The following is a 21,666-nucleotide window of genomic DNA, read 5'->3' as shown; positions in this document are numbered from 1 at the left end:
TAACGAAACAATAAAACATATATCACATCCATATTTTACTATAAATCAAAAAAAGAGGATATTTGTTTATTAATAAACAAATATCCTCTACCTTTAATTATATTTTAAGACTGCTGATAAGCCGTTTTCGATGATTTTACATAATAAACTGCGTGATCAACGTTAATGATATGATCTGGTTTTGGTTTGCCACGGCTCGCTCTATGTCCTGCTAAATGTTCTTCACTTGTTTCCCAGTTTTTCCATGCTTCTTCAGATTCCCAGCGAATCATAACGACTACTTCTTCGTCTCCTCGTCTTACTTTTTTCACAAGAACACTCAAGTCGATAAAGCCTTCAAATTTTTCAATTATACCTTCTCCAGTAAAACGTTCTACAACTATATTTGATGTACCTTCTTTTACTGTAAATGTTTTCGTTTCGATAAACATATATCCCACTCCCTCTTTGTAATACGAATACTAGTATTCTTCTATTATAATTGATTATGATAATTATTTTCAATTGTAAAGTTTTAATTTTTTGAATTATGCTGATTTCTTTTCTATCGCCTCATCTAAAAATTTGAAATACGGAAGTAATATTCCTATTAAAGAAGTGGTACATATAATCGCACCGATGATAAAGTATAGTGCTCTCACTCCCCACATTTCACTCAGTATGCCTCCTAATAACACACCTAACGGCATAGCGGATCGTATGAAAAATAACCGCACTGAAAATACTTGCCCTATCATATTGTTTGGTACTGTTTGTTGGCATATGGTTGTGTTATGAACATTGAAAAAGGCAATGCAAATGCCTGCAACTACTTCAATGAACACCGCAATTACTATACTATGATTGAACCCTAGAGAAATGTATGTAAGTCCTCCTATAAACAATCCACCAAGCATAAGTATACGCCGGCTTTTATACGTTACTTTTCCGACTAGTATAGATCCAATTACATAGCCAAACGGGAAACCAGCCATAAAACAACCAAACTCCGCATACCCTGCTGAAAGCTCATCTTTTATATAAGGTAGATTTGTAACCAACGTTACCCCCACCCCAAATTGCACGAAAGTAAGAAAGACACCGAGCCAAACGATAACTGGTTTTGTGAAAAAATATGTAAAACCGTGAAGAAACTGTTCTAGCCACGTTTTCCGAATAGGTTGTTTTGTTCTCTTTTCTTTTATATTAAGTAATAACGCACCACTAACAAATAGACAAATACATACGAAAGATAATGTAAGTTCTGTTCCAATCAAATGAATGACTACTCCGGCTAATACGGGCCCAAGAAACATCATAAGACGAGCCATCCCATCAATATACGCATTTGCGTCTTGAAGCTGTTCTTTACTTACAATGCTCGGTGTAATTGCTTGACTTGCAGGTGTATACAGCGGCGTAATAAGCCCGATTATTATTTGTACGACATACACATGCCATACTTCTATACTGTTAGTAAGTAACATGACTAACGGCAGTAAGAAAACCGAAGCCCGCATCCATTGCGAAAAAATCATAATCCACTTCCGGCTCCATTTATCAATAAATGGGCCACTTATTAGTTGTAGTATAAGAGATGGGATAAAGTATAGTAGCCACATACTACTTAATGCTGTTTTTGATCCTGTTAATTCGTAAACAAGAATCGAATTACATAACGTTCCGAAAGCCCCGCCTAACTCTGAAATCGCGCTACCAATCCACATATAAAAGAACGAATGGTTTTTCAATACATTTTTCAATTTCATACACCAACTTTTCTACTAGATTCCTCCCTCTATGTGCATTCTAGTTGCATATTATCTATTTAAAAACGCATCTAATTCTTTCGCTAACGACTGTACTGCTTTCTTTCTCAATACATATTTCCCCTCATGTATATCTACTAACTTCGCTGCACGTAACAATTTCAAATGGTGGTGTACTGTCGACTTACCGAGTTGCAGTCTCTCTGTAATTTCCTGCAATGTTCGTTCTTTTTCAAACAACATTTTTACAATGCGTAACCTCGCTTCATCCCCAAGTGCTTTATGTTTTTGAACTAAAAAATAATTCGGTTCATACAGATCTTCAGGATGAATGCTTTCGTTTGCGACTGGGTAATGAAATACTTTCGTATCTTCAATATCCGCCTCAATATTCCACGGTCTGTATGTCATTTGCGGGATAAGAAGTACGTAATGAACACTTGGCTCTGGCATATAATTCACGCCGCCAGTCGCCCACTCGACAAACTCTTCTGGTTTCATCTTTTTATTCATTTCATTTTTCGCTTCATAATCTCGTTTTAATATAGATAGTATTTGCTCTTCCTCTTTCTGAATAACACTCTCATACCAACCTGTCATAACAGCGGTTAAATGGGATTGCAGCTCTTGTACATGAACATCACATATAAAACGAATATACGTGGAGAAAAATTGATGATCATGTGTCAATTCCATTAGTTCATGTATTGCCGTTACGTCTCCACTTGCTGCTAAATGTCTTTTCTCTTCATATTTCTCACCTAAAAACGGTAAACATATATACTTCAAGTCTTCTTCTGAAAGTGAATCGATTTTAGCACGAAACTGTGATAAGTCCTGAAACTCTCCTTCATACAATAACTGAAGCAACGCTTTCCACGTGTTATGTTCTTCTACAAAATGTAAGTGCTCTCTCATTTCTTCTGTTAATGATTCCTTAATCTCTTCCCATTCATTTTGACTCTTTTCAAGAGTATCGATTAACCTTTTATGAGTAATTGCCGCAATGCCTAGTGCACATTCGAAAAGTATCGAATATTTTACTTGAACGTAATAAGTTTCCCTCTTTCTACTCGTTATGTGATAAACCTCCATTTTTATCCCCTCCTTGTTTGCTATATATCAAATTCTACTTTTATCGAATTTTACCTTCTATATTTTTAGAATTAATAAAATTTAAGTTGAAATACATTCATTCTAAATTAAGAAGAATAGGAGCTTTTTTATATACAAATAATAACTCTCAAGGAGTTGTTGAGATGCATTTCATATTAAATATGTTAGGGATTTTTGTTGTAATATTAATCGTTTTCCTATGTTCGCCTAATAAAAAACAAATAAAATGGAGACCAATCGTTATTCTAATCATATTGGAGCTCTTTATTACGTGGTTTATGTTAGGCACGAAGCTCGGCAGTATTATCATTAATAAAATTGCTTCATTTTTCAGTTGGCTACTATCATGTGCGAATGAAGGTATTCGGTTTGTATTTCCTTCCGCTATGGAAAATCAAACTGTTGATTTCTTCTTTAGTGCATTACTTCCTATCATTTTTGTTATCACGTTCTTTGATATTCTTTCGTACTTCGGTATCTTAACTTGGATTATTGATAAAGTAGGTGCAGTTATTTCAAAGATTTCTCGTTTACCAAAGTTAGAAAGTTTCTTTTCGATTCAAATGATGTTTTTAGGAAACACTGAAGCACTTGCGGTTGTCCGTGATCAATTATCCGTTTTAAAAGAAAATCGTTTATTAACTTTTGGAATTATGAGTATGAGTAGCGTTAGCGGATCCATTCTTGGCGCTTATTTATCAATGGTTCCGGCAACATATATTTTCAGCGCTATCCCTTTAAACTGTATTAATGCATTAATTTTAGCCAATGTATTAAATCCTGTGGAAGTTACGAAAGAAGAAGATGTCGTATATACACCTTCAAAAGATGAAAAAAAAGATTTCTTTTCTACAATTTCAAACAGTATGTTAGTCGGGATGAATATGGTTATCGTTATTTTAGCTATGGTAATTGGTTATGTAGCATTAACTGCATGTTTAAATGGGATTTTAGGCTTTTTCGTCACAGGTTTAACAATTCAAAAAATCTTCTCCATTATCTTTAGCCCTTTTGCTTTTTTACTCGGTTTATCGGGCAGTGATGCGATGTATGTAGCTGAATTAATGGGGATCAAAATAACGACGAATGAATTTGTTGCAATGATGGATTTAAAATCAAACCTAAAGTCTTTACAACCACATACAGTTGCAGTTGCAACTACATTTCTAGCTTCTTTTGCTAACTTTAGTACAGTAGGTATGATTTACGGAACTTACAATTCATTATTTGGCGGAGAAAAATCAGCCATAATCGGTAAAAATGTTTGGAAGCTTCTTGTTAGCGGGATGGCAGTTTCCTTATTAAGCGCTATGCTTGTTGGACTATTTGTATGGTAAATAATCTTTAAAATAAAAGACACCCAAGCTAATTGAGTGTCTTTTATTATTATTTTCGAATCTGACCATTTCCACGAATCACATATTTTGTAGAAGTCAATGCAGGAAGTCCCATCGGTCCCCTTACATGTAGCTTTTGTGTACTGATGCCAATTTCTGCTCCAAATCCGAATTCAGATCCATCAGTAAAACGAGTGGATGCATTATGATAAAGTGCCGCCGCATCAACAGATGTGAAGAACTTATTGACGTTTTCCTCATCCTCTGTAATAATCGCTTCGGAATGCATAGATCCATACGTATTTATGTGATAAATCGCTTCTTCTATAGAAGAAGCTACTTTCACTGCCAGCGTGAGTGATAAAAATTCTGTACCCCAGTCTTCTTCTGAAGCAAGTACAATTGAAGAATCAATTGCCAATGCTTTTTGATCACCACGTAGTTCCACGCCTCTTTCCTTTAAAGCAGAAAACAGCTCTTTACCATATTGCTGCACCCACTTCTCATGAAGTACAATCGTTTCAATTGCATTACATACAGATGGACGCTGCGTTTTTGCATTAATAATAATATCAATTGCCATTTGCTTATTCGCTGTTTCATCAATGAAAATATGACAATTTCCTGCACCCGTTTCAAGTACTGGAACAGATGCTTCTCTTACTACCGTATCGATTAATTGTTTGCCGCCTCTTGGAATAAGAACGTCTAGGTAATCATTCATTGTAAACAACTGCTTTGCGCTATCTCGCGTTGTATCTTCTATAAGCTGTACACTTTCTGGAGGCAAGCTTGTTTCTTTGAGCGCTCGATGAATAACGGAAACGATGGCTTTGTTAGAATTGATAGCAGAAGAACTACCACGTAATATAACTGCATTTCCTGTCTTCAAACAAATTGTAGCAGCATCCACAGTTACATTCGGCCTTGCCTCGTAAATCATGCCAACAACACCAAGTGGTACACGCATCTCCTGAATAGATAGTCCATTTGGTCGCTCCCATTTACTTACACATTCTCCAATAGGATCACGTAATTCAATTAACTGCTTAATTCCCTCTGCCATATCAATAATACGCTGCTCCGTCAACATAAGACGATCAAGAAGAGAATCGGAAAATCCTTTCGCCCTACCTTCTTCAATATCCCGTTTGTTTTCCTTTAAAATATAAGCTGTTTCTACTATTAGCCTTTCAGCAATTGCAGCAAGTGCTTCATTTTTTTGACTTGTAGATTTTAGTACAAGTTCTCTAGCAATTTCTTTCGCTTTTTTTCCCTTTGCCAACACTTCATTCATCTTTTTTCCTCCTTCTTAACATCACTATTCTTAAAGTGAAACCCAATAATCTCTATGAATGACTTCATAATTATGCCTATCGCCTCTTGCTTGGATATCTTGGCTTTGCATACCTTTTACATCTCTTAGTTCCTCAGCACTATATGTGCATTGCCCTTTTCCGATGACGCGCCCTTGTTGCGTCATTACTTCTACGACATCGCCAACTTTGAAAAATCCTGACACATTCGTAACGCCAGCAGGAAGAAGACTCTTACCATGCTGAATGATAGCAGTAGCTGCTCCAGCGTCTACTTCAATTTGTCCACTAACAAGCGAATGCAAGGCAATCCATTGCTTATTCACTTTCATTTCTTTTTGAGGAGCATTTCCGACATACGTTCCATCACCTTTGCCCTTCAAAACATCTACAAATTTCTCTTGTCCACGTCCTGTTCCGATAAATACACTCACACCAAGAGAAAGTGCTGTCTTCGCAGCATCAATTTTTGACTTCATACCACCAGTCCCAAGTTTGGACCCAGCATCTCCTGCAATAGAAGCGATTTCTTCCGTAACTTCAGGAAGGAAATAATACTTTTTCGCATCCGCATTTTTCTGAGGATTTTTGTCGTATAAACCGTTCACATCCGTAAAAATCATTAGCATATCCGCCGAAACAAGCCCGCTTACTAAAGCTGACAGCATATCATTATCACCGAACGTCAGCTCTTCTAAAGAGATGGAATCATTTTCATTAATTATTGGAAGAGCAGAACGGTTTAGTAACTCTCCTAATGTAGCGTAAGCATTACTATATTGTTCTTTTCTAGAAAAATCACTTCTCGTCAGCAATAGTTGCGCAGTAACGATACCATATTTACGAAATTCCTCCGTGTACGCCTGCATTAACAAACTTTGTCCGACAGCTGCAGCAGCCTGTTTTCCTTTAATTGTCACAGGTCTACTAGGATACCCTAGAGCTGAAAAACCTGCAGCGACGGCCCCAGATGTAATTAACAAAACTTCATGCCCTTCCTCTTTCAATCGAGCCAATGCGGCAACGTGATCTGAAAGTTGTTCTATAGAGATGCCTCCGTGACTATCTGCCAAGGAACTACTCCCAATCTTTACAACAATTCGTTGTTTTTTCACTTTTTTATCCCCCAAGTCTAAAATCAAAGTTTTTTATAAATTACACTTCTATTTATACAGCTTGCAGCGATTCTATTCTTTTCAATGCTGCGCCTAGCCTATTTAAGAGCAAAATAAAAATGACCGCTTCGCCCTTAATAAAATAAAAAGGACGAAACGGTCATTGTTCCGCGGTACCACCTTAATTGATATACATAGATATCCACTTGGCGCCTATAACGCAGGCGAACGCCTAAACTTTCATTTAAGACTCAGGGATAGGTTCGATATATTCTATACGAGGAATCTTTCAGCCGGTGAATTCCACTCTCTTTCGCAAGAAGACATATGTACTATTTCCCTTCAACGATTTTCGGTTTAATTTTTTATATTATGCGATATAGTTTGATTTGGTGTCAAGAAGTATTTTTAAAAATGAATAGAGCGGCAAGTTACTTGCATGAAATTATTGACCTACTGAATGAACATACAAATCGATATAAGTTTAATTCATATTCATAAACATAATACCTTAAATTATAGTGTATATATTTACAGAATGTCGAATATAATTGATTTTTATCTTTTAGTGTTGCAAAAAGGAATATATTCTCTTAGAATGTTTCTTTATATTGCATGGAGATGTTATTGTTATTTTAAGATAACAATTTCAAAATGATATAATTTATTATAAAAGGAGCAAGATTGAGTTATTATGGATAAACAAATTGGATTCATCGGTTGTGGAAATATGGGAATGGCTATGATTGGTGGGATGCTAAACAAAAAGATAGTGTCTGCAAATAATATTATTTGTTCGGATTTAAACACTATGAATTTAAAAAATGCTAGTGAAAAATATGGGCTAACTACAACTACTGACAACAATAAAGTAGCTAAAAATGCTGATATTTTAATTTTATCAATTAAACCAGACCTATACGCATCAATCATTAACGAAATAAAAGAAGTAATCAAAAACGATGTTATCGTCGTAACGATCGCTGCCGGGAAAAGCATTAAAAGTACTGAAGAAGCTTTTGATAAAAAATTAAAGGTTGTAAGAGTAATGCCTAATACACCTGCCCTGGTTGGAGAAGGAATGTCTGCATTATGCCCTAATGAAATGGTGACAGAAACAGATTTAGAAGATGTGCTAAACATTTTCAATAGCTTTGGTCAAACAGAGATCGTAAGCGAAAAATTAATGGACGTTGTAACATCTGTAAGTGGTTCGTCGCCAGCATACGTATATATGATTATAGAAGCGATGGCAGATGCAGCTGTACTAGATGGTATGCCTAGAAATCAAGCATATAAATTCGCTGCTCAAGCTGTGTTAGGCTCTGCAAAAATGGTACTAGAAACAGGAATACATCCAGGTGAATTGAAAGATATGGTTTGTTCTCCTGGCGGAACAACGATAGAAGCTGTAGCAACATTAGAGGAAAAAGGCTTACGAACAGCCATCATTTCAGCTATGCAGCGTTGTACACAAAAGTCTGTTGAATTATCTGGTCAAACGAAAAAGTAAAACTATAAAAGAGATCACGTTAGCTATGAATTCACATGAATTTAATTAGAAAATGGTGAATTACATACTCTCTCGCTTTCACTAAATGATAAATGGACAAACTCATAGATACTTGAGTTTGTCCGTTCTTTTGGTTATACTACAATAATTTTATTTGTATCTTCTTTTGAGATTTTAGTTTTATCCCTTCCTTATTCCCTACTATGATTGTGTAATTTTATTAGAAACTAATAATTTTTCAATGCATTTCGGTAACATATCTAATAGCGTTTCAAATGCGTAATTTACATCTAAACGTTCTGTCCATTGATGTGCATCTTTTCCTACTGGTCCCATATTTAATACTGGAACGTCAAACTCTTCTAGTTCCTGAAGTGGAATCGAATAACCTTTATCCCATAATGGCATATTGTCTACAAGTGAACGCATTGAATCTAGTGGATTCTGTAAGCCCACATAGCTCAAATCTGAAATTCCTCCAAAATAGTTTTGGTTTTCAAATGTAATGTTATGATTGTAGTGAGCATACTTTTCCATTTCTGTAACTACTTCTTTAATTAACGAGTTGTTGCGTGAACTTACAGCTGGATAATATGGCGGAGCAAAGAAAAGTACAATCATCGGAGCCTTTTCTTTACATAAAATAGCTAGTTTATCCACTAAATCAATTGTTACCGCACGATCATCTTGATCTTCTCTATTTTTTATTATACTAGATTGAATATCATCTATTTTCTCTTGCCCATGTTGTTCAATTGCATAAGCGATAAGCTCTTCATACGTTAAAACATTCACTTTCATATTAGGCGGTATAAACGGATTATATTTAGAAAAACGATACGCTTGCTTTTCATATGATTCCTCTATTTTCTCTGCTACTTTCGTTACTTTTTGACGTAACAATGAAACGACATCTGTCATCGTTTTTTCTAGTAAAAACAAATTGAATAATGTGACTGCACGATGCGGAATTTGTACAGAATAATCCTCCTTTAAATCACGTTGAAGTAAGTTAGTTGGGGGAGGACTCGCTTCTCCTTCTACAACATCACAAAGGTCCGTATTCAATTCTAATTCAGCTGTTAATAAAGCAGCCATATAACTCCCATTTAAGCCTGCAAATGGTTCACCTACATGTGTCTCTTTTCCGTAGCAAAGGAATCCAGGTAACACTTTACCAATAGAACCAGTGTAAATATACTTATTTTGGTCACCAGGATGTCGTGAAAACATAGGCTCTGAATTTAGTACCGTTTTATAATCTAAATCGTGTTCTCTTGCTAACTCTAGTAGTCTTGGAACAGCAGCCCTCATCCCTACAGAGTTTACTTCTTCATCTGGAACAGCTAATAAAAGAACATTCCCGTCAAATCTTCCTTCACAGGCTTGCTCAATCATTGCCATTTGTAATGCGAGGCCACATTTCATATCCATTGTTCCTCTGCCAAACAGCCATTCTCCTTGTTCTATATCTTCACGTACATGGTCGGGTAATTCATCTTTATGAGAATAAAACATAGATGTTAACTTTTTAGGATTAAATGCATCTTCTTTCCAAACTCCGTAATCTTGCACATCTACAACATCAAAGTGACTAACTAGAATTACTGTATTTTTTGTACTATCGCTTTTCTTTACTAGGGCTGTAACAAAATATCGTCCGTCCCCCGTCGGATTTTTTTGCAAATGATACGGGTTTTCTTTGAAGTACTGTAAATCAGATAATTGTTCCACTACAAAGTCTGGCAATATCACTTCAGCTTCTGTACCTGTAATACTAGGAATTTCAACAAGACTGTTTAATAATTGAATCAATTGTTCTTTTGATTGCCACTTTGACATATAAATCCCCCTATTTTTCCGCATTATGAAAATGAATTCCAGTATATGAATAAAAAATGACGACAGTTATCAAAATTATAGCTCTGATGTACTGCCGATTTTTATTGATATTTCATGAGCTGCTTGTTTTACCTTACTAATCAGAAAAGATAGTCGATCATCATTAATGCGGTGACTAATTAACCCAACACTTAATGCTCCTACTACTTTATGATTAAATCCGATAATAGGTGCAGCTACTGAAGCTGTCCCTTCTGTTTTTTCACCATAACTTACCGCATATCCTTCAGTTTTTATTTGCTTTATTTGATCTAAAAGAATGTGCTTTTGTTCTGGTAATGAAGAAAGTAAATGTTCTACAATATGTTCCATTTCATTCGTTTTCATATTGGCAAGCATCGTTTTATTTGCCGCACCAATTGAAAGTGGAATTTGTTCCCCTAAGTTATCAATAACTCGAATTTTTAAAGGGCTATCCATTCTTTCAATGATAATAGAATGTGTTCCATTTGGAATGTTCAAATAAACACTTTCTTCCACTTCAGAGGCTAACCGCTTCATCACTTCTCTTGCAACTGATCTGTAGTCTACTTTCTCCAATTGACGTAATCCTATTTCCATCCACATTGGCCCAATTTTGTACTGTTTCGTTTCTGAAATTTGCGTAACTAACCCATGCTCGATTAGAGAATTAAGTAATCTATGTACTGTACTTACTGGGAGATGTGTTCTGTCCGCTATATCAGAAATAGCCCAATACTCTTTTTCATCGGTAGAATTTAACAACTTTATAATACTTATCGCTCGATCAATGGACTGTACCATAATAACTCACCTCAGCTTGACTTGTAATATGCTAGTACGCTCAATTACCTATCAATTTAACAAAAATTCAAAATGAAATCAATCTATTTATTCAATTTTCTAAAAATAAAAATATGCCACCGACAATATTTTGAAAGCGTAATCAAAAAAACATTGACTTTTCTTTTTAATTATCTGAAAATTATAACAAGATTTCACATCACGGAATACATTCCATAATACGGAAAAATATCGAACTTCATTCTATCAACTACGAAAGTGAGGAAAACAATGACGCAAGTAAGTAATACAAACAATGAATTAAAACGTACGATGAAAAGTAGACACTTATTCATGATTGCACTCGGTGGTGTGATTGGAACGGGGTTATTTAATGGATCTGGCTTTATTATAAGTCAAGCTGGACCTGGTGGATCCGTACTTGCCTTTATGGCTGGTGGATTATTAATGTATTTCGTTATGCTTTGTCTTGGTGAACTTGCTGTAGCTATGCCTGTTTCAGGTTCGTTCCAGGAATATGCCACTAAGTTCATCAATCCTGCAACTGGCTTTACGATCGGATGGTTGTATTGGTTAAGCTGGGCGAATACGACCGGTCTTGAATTTACAACTGCCGGCATTACAATGCAACGCTGGTTTCCTGATATTCCCGTCTGGGTTTGGTGTTTAATATTTGGCGTTACAATCTTCACTATTAACGCATTATCTGCTCGTAGTTATGCAGAAACAGAATTTTGGTTTTCAAGTATAAAAGTATCTGCCATTATAGCTTTTATTATCCTTGGCGGTGCCGCTATGTTCGGTTTTATTGACTTAAAAGGCGACGAACCAGCCCCGCTATTATCAAATTTCGTAAATCATGGCGGTTTATTCCCAAATGGACTTGCAGCTATTCTATTAACAATGGTTACAGTCAATTATTCCTTCCAAGGTACAGAACTTGTCGGAATCGCAGCAGGTGAAAGTGAAGATCCAGCAAAAACTTTACCTCGTTCTATTAGAAATATTATATGGCGCACGATGTTTTTCTTCGTCTTAGCAATCTTTGTTCTTGTTGCTTTAATTCCTTGGGAAGAAGCAGGATTAACAAAGAGCCCATTCGTTGCTGTATTTGATAATATCGGTATTCCATATGCAGCTGATATTATGAATTTTGTTATTCTTACTGCTGTTCTTTCTGTCGCAAACTCTGGACTGTACGCTGCAACTCGCATGCTTTGGTCATTATCAAAAAATGAAATGGCTCCGGCCTTTTTAAAGAAATTATCTTCACGAGGAATACCTTTAAACGCTTTAATTTTGACAATTTCTATTTCTGCTTTTTCTCTTTTAACAAGCGTCGTAGCTGCTGAAACAGTTTACTTATGGTTAATTTCAATTTCTGGCGTCATAACAATCATTGTTTGGATGTCAATTTGTGTCTCTCAATTCTTTTTCCGTAAACATTATTTAGCAGACGGTGGAAAATTAGAAGACTTAAAATTTAAAACTCCACTTTATCCACTTGTACCAATTCTTGGTTTTGGATTGTATGGCATTATATTAATCAGTCTTATCTTTATCCCTGAACAACGACTTGGAATCTATTGCACTGTACCGTTTATCATCTTTTGCTACACTTACTATCACTTTAAAGTGAAGAAAAGAATTTCTACTAACACTCAAAGTGAAACTAAAATTAGCGAGACTATGTAATACTATACTTATATATAAAAGACCGCACATGGCTTTCATTTCATATGCGGTCTTTTATCATTGGCATTTGTTCTATTCCCTTTTCATTCATTACCTCATACGAGTCAGTATTACTATATACCTTTACTTGGATTGTAAGTTCTTTGAAAAGTGATACCGATTTCCATAATGCGGTAAATACTAAAATACTAGTAATTGGAATTTTTCACTTTTTATACGTTATTGATTTTCCTTACTATTACTGTTTTGATATATTGAATATATAATACTTAAAAATTTTAAAAAAGACAGGAGTTATCTACAATGATAAAAGGTTTCGGGGGAATATTTTGGAGAACTAACAATCTTGATGTTATAAAAAAATGGTACAGTGAAGTGTTGAAAATTGAAATAGAAGATTGGAATGGGACTGTGATTAAACCCCAATTAGGAAATGAGACTATTTTTTCTTTCTTTACCGAAAATGACAATTATTTTCCAATAGAACAGCAAGTGATGTTAAATTTTGAAGTACATAATTTAAATGAGACTATTCAGCATCTTGAACATATTGGTGTACCTCTTGAAAAGAAAGAAGAAATTAGTGAGTTCGGAAAGTTTATTTGGATTAAAGATCCTGAAGGTCGTCTAATTGAGCTTTGGGAGAAATAGACGGTTATAATCCTTTGCTATTAAGCTAACGGTTGCTTTCATTCAACAAAACAAATATAAAAGTCGATTTCTTTACTCCACTGGAAATCGACTTTTTTTCTATCACATCCACCATAAAATGAAACTACTTCCCTTGATTAGATTGTTTCCAAACAAAAAATACGAAAAATAGTTTTTTCTGGCTGCTTATTTATCCCTTCTAATTCGCTTTAAAATTATATAATGGCTTAATAATGTGCTTTATATCTATCGTTTCTTTTGTATTTGTTATAATTTCATCCATTGGCTTGTATACCATTGGTGCCTCATCAATTGTGCTCTCTACTACCGATGTAGTCCAAACCTCTTTCATCGTATTTTGGAAGTCCTCTAGACTCAATAATTCTTTAGCCTTCTTACGACTCATGATACGTCCTGCCCCGTGCGGACCAGAAAAGTTCCAGTCTGGATTACCTTTACCAAATGCAATAATTGAACCATCTCTCATGTTAATTGGAATAATTACTCGTTCATCTTTCTGAGCTGAAATAGCACCTTTTCGTAGAATCATATTTTCCATGTCAATATAGTTATGTATTGTAGTAAATTGATCAGTTACTTTCCAATCCATTTTAGTGACAATTTCTTCAATCATTGCTTTACGATTGAACTCAGCATACTTTTGGGCTATATTCATGTCATTCATATAATCTTTGAATCCTTCTCCTTCTAAATAAGCTAGTTCTTTACGAATCTGTGGCTTCTTAATTCCACGTAAAGTTTCTTGTATTTCTTTCTCTCTCCCCTCTTTAGTTAATCTCTTAATAATCTCATCCTTCATTGATGTAACATGAATTAGTTGTTCATACGCGAAGTTCTGGTAATACTCTGCTATTTGTTTACCTAAATTACGAGAACCACTATGAATGACAATATATACATTTCCTTTATCATCTTCATTTAATTCAATGAAATGATTTCCTCCTCCAAGAGTACCTATACTTTTTTGAGCTCGTTGTAATGTATATGGGGCCTTCACACCATGAAAATCAATCATTTTTGAGAATCGATGTTCTTTATCTCGGATACGAAAACCACTTGGAACAAATTTACGAATCGTTTCGTCTAAGTAATCGAAATTAATTTCTTCTTTTTTCTTATCAATCACAACAACTTCCATACCACAACCAATGTCTACCCCTACAAGATTAGGAACAATTTTATCTTGTATTGTCATCGTTGTTCCAATCGTGCAACCTGCTCCTGCATGTGTATCTGGCATAATACGAATTTGACTATCCTTTACAAATTCTTGGTTACAAAGATCAATAATCTGCCCAGTTGCAGTCTCATCAACGTTATTCGTAAATACTTTTGCTTCATTGTATTTTCCTTGTAATTTCAACATCTTTTATGTCCCCTTCCTTTTGAAAGAATTATTTTATTACGTTGTATGTGTTCTTATAATTACTATCATCCACCTTCTGCTTTCCATTATATATGTACTATATCCTTCACTATAATAAAAAATTATAATGATTCATTTTGTTTACATAATATAATTACTGTCTCTTTATATTTATACCTACACATAAGCATTCCTCCTCCTCAATATCGATCATATAATAATTAAACAAAAACTCCCCTTAAATCGAAAATGATTAAGGAGAGTTTTTTATATACGATGAAATTATAGTTCAGATTTCACTCGAACAGAAACATTGTTTTTAATTATTTTTTTGAATTCTTTAAAGGTAACAAAATTGTTACTTTTCTCATCCCAAAGACGAAAACGGAGTGATCGTAAGCTTGTAGCAAGTGTAATCGTTGGTACATTTTTTAACGGAAGCGTATTATTGTGTGCCTCTTCTAGTTTATAGTTAGGTACTCTTGGACTTAAATGGTGAACATGATGGAATCCAATATTACCAGTTAGAAATTGCAAGATTTTTGGAAGTTTATAAAATGAACTTCCTTCCACTGCCGCTTTCACATATTCCCAATCTTTATCCTCTTCAAAATAAGAATCTTCGAATGTGTGCTGTACGTAAAACAGCCAAATTCCTATTGAACCTGCTATTAAGAATATAGTGCCATGCACTAACAGAAACGATTGCCAACCAATTGCCCAGCAAAGTATAGCTATTAAAGCAACGATTATAATATTCGTCAAATACGTATTCATACGTTCTTTCTGTCTAGCACCTTTTCGGTTAAATCTATTTTTAAGTAAGAAAACATAAATCGGACCTAATCCAAACATAACGAATGGATTGCGATATAAGCGATATGCTAAACGCAGTCTAAATGGAGCAGCTACATATTCATCCACTGTAAGCGTCCAAATATCTCCTGTACCTCTCTTATCCAAATTACCACTTGTAGCGTGATGAATAGAATGCTCATGTCCCCATTGATCAAACGGGAATAAAGTTAACACACCCATACATGTCCCTACGATTCTATTTGCAGGTCGACTTTTAAAGAATGAATAATGGGTACAATCATGAAAAATAATGAAAATCCGTGTCATAAAACCAGCGGCTAACAGAGATGGAACTAACGATAACCAATAAGAAACGGACAAACTTTTATAAGCAAGGTACCATAAAATAATGAACGGCACAATTGTGTTAATAAGTTGCCACACACTTTTTTTAATCGTTGATTTTTCATACGGAGCAACTTGTTTTTTTAAATTTTTAGTATTTTCTAATGTCATTGGTCTAATTCCTTTCCTTTATGTTGCTAATTCACATTATAGCATACTATTAGTATCAGGTGTTAAAAGTAGCTGTAATAAATATTATATAATATAAAAATCTCTTTTTTCTTACTCATTACTTACAAATTACTTACGGTCAAAAAACCTTATATAATCGGACTGATGGAGCATTTCAATTATAAAAGAAACATCTGTTTTTTCCAATAAATATATATAAAAACAGAGGACTTTTTCACTTCTGCACATCTTTTCATTTCTTTAAATGGTAATTTTTTTCGATTTGTATTTATGTAACAGTTTTTTCTCACAAGAAGAAAAGAGCTACCATAAGTCAGGTTTCACCGACTTATGGCAGCTCCTTTTCATTTTATTTTAGCGATGGATCCAAACTGCACCTGCAGACTTGTCTTCAGCTTGACCTACTACTTCAAACTTCAATCCAAGTTTCGGCAACTTACGCCCGGCATCTGGAATAACACTGTTGATGTATTGCTTAGAATCATCAAATTTCGCAACGCCTGGCAATCCTTTATAATCAAAGATACCGCGGGTTGGCGAATTTACTTTCCATGCTGGCGTTTGATCAAATGAGAATGCCGCATCGGCAATTTGATAACGCGTACTGCTCTTCACAGTTGGTTGTCCATTTAATGTTCCTACGATTGCCTCTGGATGAGAATCTACTACCCCAAGGAATCCTTCGCCTGGATGAACGCCTACCCAGTTATCTGTAAAACTTTGATCCGCATACCATACAACCATTCCTGTATTAAATACTGGACCACGTGCATGTTGTAGCGCCGTGTCAGACCCAGCGTAATTTCGCCACTCGATATAGTAGTTATGTTTTTTCTGTTCAAATCCGTTAGACACAGTAAATCCTTTTAGCGTCATTGCTGGCTGGCCTTCTGCATCATCAGAGAAAACAACTTTTCCATCTACAGTTAATGCTGCATTGTCTAACGCAAATCCTTTATAAGCTACTGCAATATCTGTTACATACTCAAATTGCAGTTTTACTTTCTTTCCTTTAAATTGGCTTAAATCGTATGATTTATCAACCCACTTACCATCTGTTGTATCTACGCCGCCTTTTACATCTTTTTCGCCCATTCTATCAATACGTGTCTTCGTTCCATCTTCTGCAATCGCATTTACGTCAAGGAAATCATACTTCGCTTCCAATTCATAAAATGCCTTATAATCAAACTTAGCATCCGTTGCAGTCGTTAAGTCAAATACTGGTGTCTCAAGTGTTGTATGAATGTCATTTCCTTTTGTGCTGTAATAAAACTTCTTACCAAATGCTGATTCGATATTCTTTATATCTTTGTCTGGCAAGTTAACACGAACGATTCCTGGTCGTTTTGATTTTGTAACACTTTGATCTAAATATGTTGCAGTACCGATTCCTGTGCGCAGTTTATCATAATCTACCTCAACGATATTCGCCCAGTTACCCTTCATATTCTTTTGGAAAAACTCTTTATTTTGTGGCGAGAAACTTGTTGGCTCTGTTCCCGCAATTTTTCCAGCCCAGCTACCGCCGCTCATAAGGGACCATGATTCAACAGGTTCACCTTGCCCTGAATACTTTGTATCATATTCATCTGGTAAGCCTAAATCATGACCGTACTCATGTGCAAACACACCAACTGCTCCGTCTTCAGGCTCGATTGTATAATCATATGCAGCCATCTTTCCGCCCCAATTTGAAACAGAAGATTTTGTACCATCAATTGCATATGGCTTTGATCCTAGTTTTGAACGATGGGACCAAATCGCATCATCTTTCAATTTACCACCGCCAGCTTCTTGACCTACGCCCGCATGTACAACCATTAGGTGGTCAATAATTCCATCTGGTTCGTTTTTATTTCCATCACCATCTTGATCGTATTGATCAAATTGATCATAATCAGCTAAATTAATGCCTTTTGCTACAGCTGCTTTTAATGCTTCTTTCACAAAATCGCGTGGCCCTAAAGGACCTTTATTATCATGACCAGTTCCCGCATCCGCACCATAATCTGAAGCTTTTCCTGGAACAGTAAGCCATTCGGTTACAGTGCCATCAACTGTGTAGCTTCCGCCAGATTGCTCTTCATAATATTGTTTAAAAGTGTTAATCTTCGATCCATCAAATAACGTAAATTGCTCATCACCAAATAACATTTTTTGATAATGTTCACGATTAAAGTCCTTAGAATACATGTAACCCGGTTCTTGATCAATATTATTATGCTTAAAATCGCTAAATTCTACGAGTAAAACAAGCACTTTATCTTTTCGAACAGCTCCATTGTACTCTTCTTGCTTCGCTGGTGTAGTAGGTACTTTTCCATTTAGTTTTCTAGAATTCAATCCTGCATCTTGTCCAGCCACTGGTCCTACTTCAGGTTGCTGCGCCTGTTCATTTTCCTTCATTTTTGTATCTTTTACTTTTTTCATAAAATCAGAAGCTTCTTGCGTAAGACTATCTCCTGTCAAGATTTCTTTCCCAGGGTTTTCCCCTTTCTTTTTCTCAACATAATTTTCGACAGCCTTTGATGTCTCAGCTTGTGATGCAGATTGATCAATTACTCCCCTTTGTTTCAGCGCTTCTGCCAAACGCTCATCTGGTATTAAATGCTCATCAATTGGTAGAGATGGTGGCGTATCAGCATACGCTGCATGACTTCCAAAAGCAAACGTACTACTTAGCACTGCCGCTGTTGCTAAAACTGATAATGGTTTTAACTTCTTATTCTTTTTCAATGCTTTTCCTCCCCAGTGTCTGCAAATTATCGTTTTTTTTGCCGATAGGAACATAATATTCGTTATAATACGAATATTCAATCTTTTTGAAGAGCTAAAATGTTGAGAAATATTTTTCAGGGTGAAAAACATATGATAAATAAATTTACAAGAAGTCCATTTTAGAATTTGTGATTCTCTTTACTCTTGTTTTCGAATGAAATTTCATCTACACAAAAAAAGCCAATTCCTAAGTACTAGCTAAGGAATTGGCTTTTTTTAATGAGAATATTTTATGAATAAATGGATTGCTTCTTCAGGTATATAGAACTTGCCGTTGCTTTCTACAACGACACTACCTAATTCATATTCTTTATTCTTAATACGAATTATATTTTTATTTACAAATAATTGAGCTTTTACATTATTACGTTTTACTATGAGCACCGGGTTTTCTGCATCAGTATTATCTATTGTTACTGTTGCACCTTTTCGTTTAAAGGCTAATTCACTCTCTACAAATAATTTGTTTGTTACTTCTTCTAAGTTAAAGCCCATTGCTTTCGCCATCGTCTTCGCAATGTCTGTGTTTTGGATCAAACCGTTTGGCTTTTGAGGACCGTAAGAATACAAAAACACATCCTCACCTGTATGGCCTCCTGTTGTGAAGCCTATGTTCGCACGATTGGCCAATAATGTAGTAAGTATTGGACCTACATCCGATTTCTTTTTTGCTGCTTTTACTCTTTCTTTTTCATCATAAGTTAAATTGTCCAAACCGTATAATTTAGCTACATCTTTTACATTTGATAAATCAGATTTTAGTTTATTTGTAGCACCTTCAAGTGTCATTTTCGATTTTTTTAATGGACCAATGTATGCAGAGACCGGCGTAATATTATAGCCTTTTGTCGTATTCGCATTCCCAATAGAAATACCGCCGTTACCATGATCAGTTACAGCTATTAACATCGTATTACCATCTTTTTTTGCAAATTCCAATGCTTCTGCAACTGCGTTATCAAATGCTAATACATCACTAATCATCCCTATTGGATCATTCACATGAGCTGCCCAGTCTGGCTTACTTCCCTCTACAAATAAAAAGAAACCACCTTTATCTTTTGATAGTGTTTGAATTGCTTTTTCCGTCATTTGAGAAAGTGTTGGTTGCTCCGGATTTGTTGCTTCACGATCCATATCAAATGCTAAAGCATTATGTGAGAAAGAGCCCCAAATTTTCTTAGATTTAGAGTTCAATAATGCATCTTTCGTTTCAACAAAGTCGTATCCTTTGTCTTGAATCACCTTTACTAAATCTTCACCATCTTTTCTTTTTATAGGTAGCAGTGCCACTTTTCCCCCACCTAATACGACATCTATATTTTGATACACTTGCTGCTCCGCAATTACGTCAAAACGCTTACGGTTAATATGGTGAGCAGAAAATCCAGCGGGAGTAGCATGCTGAATTTCAGCTGTAGCAACTATTCCAGTTGCGCGACCAGTGCGTTTAGCACCTTCTAGAACATTGGCAACTGGACGTAACTTGTCCTCTTCTTTTATTGATTTTAAGCCAGGTGAACTTACAATAGAAGGTAATATACCTACATATCCTGAATTCGATTTATTCCCCGTCGCTAAAGCTGTAGCTGCTGGGGCTGAATCTGTTATAGCTGATTCCGCCGAATAGGTACGAACTCCTCCTGTTACAATTTCATCTAGTGCAAGTGGTTTCCCTTTATACAAGCGAGCTAATGTCGTTGCTGAAGAACTCGTTCCGTCCATAACCATTATGATTACATTTTTCGGTTGCCGTTCTACTTGTTTCACCTTAGCTTCCACCGTATGATAATTCATCATGCTTTCCGTACATAACATACTTAGTGTGATTGTTCCTACTAACAGTAACCTCTTCATCAATAAACCCAAATTCGACATTGTTGTTCCTCCGTATTTTTCACATTCATTTATATACAAAAAGATTTCCACAACCTATATATGTTTTATTAGTCCCCAATTTTCATGAAGCTAACAATCATTACCTTCATTTTCTTTTATTAGTAAAGCAACGAACGGTACATATCATACCTTTTTATGTTCAAGTAACTAGAGACCACACCTTTTTTTATAAAAACATCTTATCATTCTCTTCACTAAAATTTGTTTCTCAATAAAAATCCGATTGAAATAAATAAGAATTTATTGTTAAACGATAAAATTTATGTTAAATTAAAATGATAATTTAAAAATGAGGTGCTTTATATGAAACAAGGATCAACACTCTTTTTAAAGACAGCAATTATCCTTATCGGTATTCCTGTTTTTGCTTTGTGTATATTTTTAATTCCTAATATCGGGAATTACGCAGCGGACTTATACCCGGATATTGCATATATAAAATATCTTGTTTTAATCAATCTATATGCAACGGTGATACCTTTTTATTTTGCTCTATATCAAGCCTTTAAACTTGTAAGCTACATTGATAAGGGGAACGCCTTCTCGAAATTATCTGTTAGAGCTTTAAAAAAGATAAAACAATGTGCTATTACAATTAGTGTATTATATGTAGTAGGTATGCCGCTTTTCTATCTTGTAGCAGAGAGAGATGATGCACCAGGTATTATAATAATTGGCATGATCCTTATCTTTGCTTCAATGGTTATCACAGTCTTTGCTGCCGTTCTCCAAAGACTTTTAAAAGATGCGATAGATATAAAATCAGAAAATGATTTAACGGTCTGAGGTGAATAACATGGCAATAATAATTAATATTGATGTAATGTTAGCGAAACGTAAAATGAGTGTAACTGAACTTTCAGAGAAGGTTGGAATTACAATGGCTAACCTTTCTATATTAAAAAATGGAAAAGCAAAAGCAATTAGAATTACAACTTTAGATGCTATTTGTAAAGCGTTAGAATGCCAACCAGGGGATATTTTAGAATATCAACCGGAAGACAAGGAATAAAAAGAGTCCTTCTCGTATGCAGTGACCCCTGTCAAGTAGACAGTATTAAAAAAGCGCAACTAAGCAACCTGAGTTCTATATTTATATGGACTCA

17 protein-coding genes and 1 other annotated feature are annotated in these 21,666 nt (G+C 35.2%); of the genes, 6 read left to right on the top strand and 11 right to left on the bottom strand.

Translation table 11 applies throughout. The features are described 5' to 3' along the window. Positions 1-104: 104 nt before the first annotated feature. The 3 genes from hmoA to AC3WTA_RS00075 form a co-directional block, all read right to left on the bottom strand. The gene (gene hmoA, locus AC3WTA_RS00085) at positions 105-431 is read right to left on the bottom strand and encodes a heme-degrading monooxygenase HmoA (RefSeq protein WP_000469504.1); all 327 of its coding nucleotides are present in this window, start codon (positions 429-431) and stop codon (positions 105-107) included. Between the two features lie 96 nt (positions 432-527). Continuing rightward, positions 528-1,748, bottom strand: coding sequence for an MFS transporter (locus AC3WTA_RS00080; RefSeq protein ID WP_000769361.1), 1,221 nt, complete (start codon positions 1,746-1,748; stop codon positions 528-530). A gap of 51 nt (positions 1,749-1,799) precedes the next feature. Then, positions 1,800-2,843: an ArsR/SmtB family transcription factor gene (locus AC3WTA_RS00075; protein ID WP_000454586.1), complete on the bottom strand. Its 1,044-nt coding sequence runs from the start codon at positions 2,841-2,843 to the stop codon at positions 1,800-1,802. A gap of 164 nt (positions 2,844-3,007) precedes the next feature. Between AC3WTA_RS00075 and AC3WTA_RS00070 the strand changes: the two genes are divergently transcribed. Next, entirely contained in the window at positions 3,008-4,201 is a 1,194-nt protein-coding gene (locus AC3WTA_RS00070; protein WP_000545487.1) for a NupC/NupG family nucleoside CNT transporter, read from the top strand. A gap of 49 nt (positions 4,202-4,250) precedes the next feature. Here the strand turns inward: AC3WTA_RS00070 and AC3WTA_RS00065 are convergent, their stop codons facing one another. Beyond that, the gene (locus AC3WTA_RS00065) at positions 4,251-5,498 is read right to left on the bottom strand and encodes a glutamate-5-semialdehyde dehydrogenase (RefSeq protein WP_001006640.1); all 1,248 of its coding nucleotides are present in this window, start codon (positions 5,496-5,498) and stop codon (positions 4,251-4,253) included. Positions 5,499-5,528: 30 nt separating this feature from the next. Further along, a complete protein-coding gene (gene proB / locus AC3WTA_RS00060; protein WP_000744714.1) occupies positions 5,529-6,632 on the bottom strand; it encodes a glutamate 5-kinase in 1,104 nt (367 codons plus the stop codon). A gap of 144 nt (positions 6,633-6,776) precedes the next feature. Beyond that, positions 6,777-6,987: a binding site (T-box leader), on the bottom strand. 339 nt (positions 6,988-7,326) lie between these two features. On the opposite strand from proB, the gene proC reads away from it, so the two are divergent. Continuing rightward, positions 7,327-8,145 carry a pyrroline-5-carboxylate reductase gene (gene proC, locus AC3WTA_RS00055; protein WP_000360731.1) on the top strand — a complete coding sequence of 273 codons (819 nt, stop codon included), beginning with the start codon at positions 7,327-7,329 and terminating at the stop codon, positions 8,143-8,145. Positions 8,146-8,346: 201 nt separating this feature from the next. Here proC and AC3WTA_RS00050 read toward each other — a convergent pair whose 3' ends face one another. Together AC3WTA_RS00050 and AC3WTA_RS00045 are read right to left on the bottom strand one after the other, a co-directional pair. After that, complete coding sequence (locus AC3WTA_RS00050; protein ID WP_116480655.1) at positions 8,347-10,011, bottom strand: M20/M25/M40 family metallo-hydrolase; 1,665 nt, start codon at positions 10,009-10,011, stop codon at positions 8,347-8,349. Between the two features lie 51 nt (positions 10,012-10,062). Next, positions 10,063-10,812: an IclR family transcriptional regulator gene (locus AC3WTA_RS00045; RefSeq protein ID WP_000250742.1), complete on the bottom strand. Its 750-nt coding sequence runs from the start codon at positions 10,810-10,812 to the stop codon at positions 10,063-10,065. A 270-nt stretch (positions 10,813-11,082) separates the two neighbouring features. On the opposite strand from AC3WTA_RS00045, the gene AC3WTA_RS00040 reads away from it, so the two are divergent. Beyond that, positions 11,083-12,507, top strand: coding sequence for an amino acid permease (locus tag AC3WTA_RS00040; protein WP_000195551.1), 1,425 nt, complete (start codon positions 11,083-11,085; stop codon positions 12,505-12,507). A 303-nt stretch (positions 12,508-12,810) separates the two neighbouring features. After that, positions 12,811-13,158, top strand: a complete 348-nt coding sequence (locus AC3WTA_RS00035) for a VOC family protein (RefSeq protein WP_000589594.1) — start codon at positions 12,811-12,813, stop codon at positions 13,156-13,158. A gap of 199 nt (positions 13,159-13,357) precedes the next feature. Here the strand turns inward: AC3WTA_RS00035 and AC3WTA_RS00030 are convergent, their stop codons facing one another. From AC3WTA_RS00030 to AC3WTA_RS00015, 4 genes are all read right to left on the bottom strand, one after another. Then, positions 13,358-14,545, bottom strand: coding sequence for an RtcB family protein (locus AC3WTA_RS00030; protein ID WP_000916230.1), 1,188 nt, complete (start codon positions 14,543-14,545; stop codon positions 13,358-13,360). 282 nt (positions 14,546-14,827) lie between these two features. Next, positions 14,828-15,859, bottom strand: a complete 1,032-nt coding sequence (gene desA, locus AC3WTA_RS00025) for a Delta(5) desaturase DesA (protein ID WP_000171507.1) — start codon at positions 15,857-15,859, stop codon at positions 14,828-14,830. A gap of 375 nt (positions 15,860-16,234) precedes the next feature. Next, entirely contained in the window at positions 16,235-18,619 is a 2,385-nt protein-coding gene (locus tag AC3WTA_RS00020; RefSeq protein WP_000739687.1) for an immune inhibitor A domain-containing protein, read from the bottom strand. A 258-nt stretch (positions 18,620-18,877) separates the two neighbouring features. Beyond that, positions 18,878-20,539 carry an alkaline phosphatase gene (locus AC3WTA_RS00015; protein ID WP_000067233.1) on the bottom strand — a complete coding sequence of 554 codons (1,662 nt, stop codon included), beginning with the start codon at positions 20,537-20,539 and terminating at the stop codon, positions 18,878-18,880. A 324-nt stretch (positions 20,540-20,863) separates the two neighbouring features. Here AC3WTA_RS00015 and AC3WTA_RS00010 point away from each other — a divergent pair, with 324 nt between their 5' ends. Together AC3WTA_RS00010 and AC3WTA_RS00005 are read left to right on the top strand one after the other, a co-directional pair. Beyond that, the gene (locus tag AC3WTA_RS00010) at positions 20,864-21,346 is read left to right on the top strand and encodes a DUF2975 domain-containing protein (RefSeq protein ID WP_078183365.1); all 483 of its coding nucleotides are present in this window, start codon (positions 20,864-20,866) and stop codon (positions 21,344-21,346) included. 10 nt (positions 21,347-21,356) lie between these two features. Continuing rightward, positions 21,357-21,572 (top strand): helix-turn-helix domain-containing protein, encoded by a 216-nt coding sequence (locus tag AC3WTA_RS00005; protein WP_000974614.1) that lies wholly within the window; start codon positions 21,357-21,359, stop codon positions 21,570-21,572. Positions 21,573-21,666 lie beyond the last annotated feature (94 nt).

This window comes from Bacillus sp. EB106-07-01-XG149 (genome assembly GCF_058791555.1).
This window is presented reverse-complemented; position numbering and strand designations above follow the sequence as displayed.

What these genes read in the sequence shown, in the direction of transcription:
- hmoA (WP_000469504.1), bottom strand. Translation starts at nt 431, where the DNA reads ATGTTTATCGAAACGAAAACATTTACAGTAAAAGAAGGTACATCAAAT.
- AC3WTA_RS00080 (WP_000769361.1), bottom strand. Translation starts at nt 1,748, where the DNA reads ATGAAATTGAAAAATGTATTGAAAAACCATTCGTTCTTTTATATGTGG.
- AC3WTA_RS00075 (WP_000454586.1), bottom strand. Translation starts at nt 2,843, where the DNA reads ATGGAGGTTTATCACATAACGAGTAGAAAGAGGGAAACTTATTACGTT.
- AC3WTA_RS00070 (WP_000545487.1), top strand. Translation starts at nt 3,008, where the DNA reads ATGCATTTCATATTAAATATGTTAGGGATTTTTGTTGTAATATTAATC.
- AC3WTA_RS00065 (WP_001006640.1), bottom strand. Translation starts at nt 5,498, where the DNA reads ATGAATGAAGTGTTGGCAAAGGGAAAAAAAGCGAAAGAAATTGCTAGA.
- proC (WP_000360731.1), top strand. Translation starts at nt 7,327, where the DNA reads ATGGATAAACAAATTGGATTCATCGGTTGTGGAAATATGGGAATGGCT.
- AC3WTA_RS00050 (WP_116480655.1), bottom strand. Translation starts at nt 10,011, where the DNA reads ATGCGGAAAAATAGGGGGATTTATATGTCAAAGTGGCAATCAAAAGAA.
- AC3WTA_RS00045 (WP_000250742.1), bottom strand. Translation starts at nt 10,812, where the DNA reads ATGGTACAGTCCATTGATCGAGCGATAAGTATTATAAAGTTGTTAAAT.
- AC3WTA_RS00040 (WP_000195551.1), top strand. Translation starts at nt 11,083, where the DNA reads ATGACGCAAGTAAGTAATACAAACAATGAATTAAAACGTACGATGAAA.
- AC3WTA_RS00035 (WP_000589594.1), top strand. Translation starts at nt 12,811, where the DNA reads ATGATAAAAGGTTTCGGGGGAATATTTTGGAGAACTAACAATCTTGAT.
- AC3WTA_RS00030 (WP_000916230.1), bottom strand. Translation starts at nt 14,545, where the DNA reads ATGTTGAAATTACAAGGAAAATACAATGAAGCAAAAGTATTTACGAAT.
- desA (WP_000171507.1), bottom strand. Translation starts at nt 15,859, where the DNA reads ATGACATTAGAAAATACTAAAAATTTAAAAAAACAAGTTGCTCCGTAT.
- AC3WTA_RS00015 (WP_000067233.1), bottom strand. Translation starts at nt 20,539, where the DNA reads ATGTCGAATTTGGGTTTATTGATGAAGAGGTTACTGTTAGTAGGAACA.
- AC3WTA_RS00010 (WP_078183365.1), top strand. Translation starts at nt 20,864, where the DNA reads ATGAAACAAGGATCAACACTCTTTTTAAAGACAGCAATTATCCTTATC.
- AC3WTA_RS00005 (WP_000974614.1), top strand. Translation starts at nt 21,357, where the DNA reads ATGGCAATAATAATTAATATTGATGTAATGTTAGCGAAACGTAAAATG.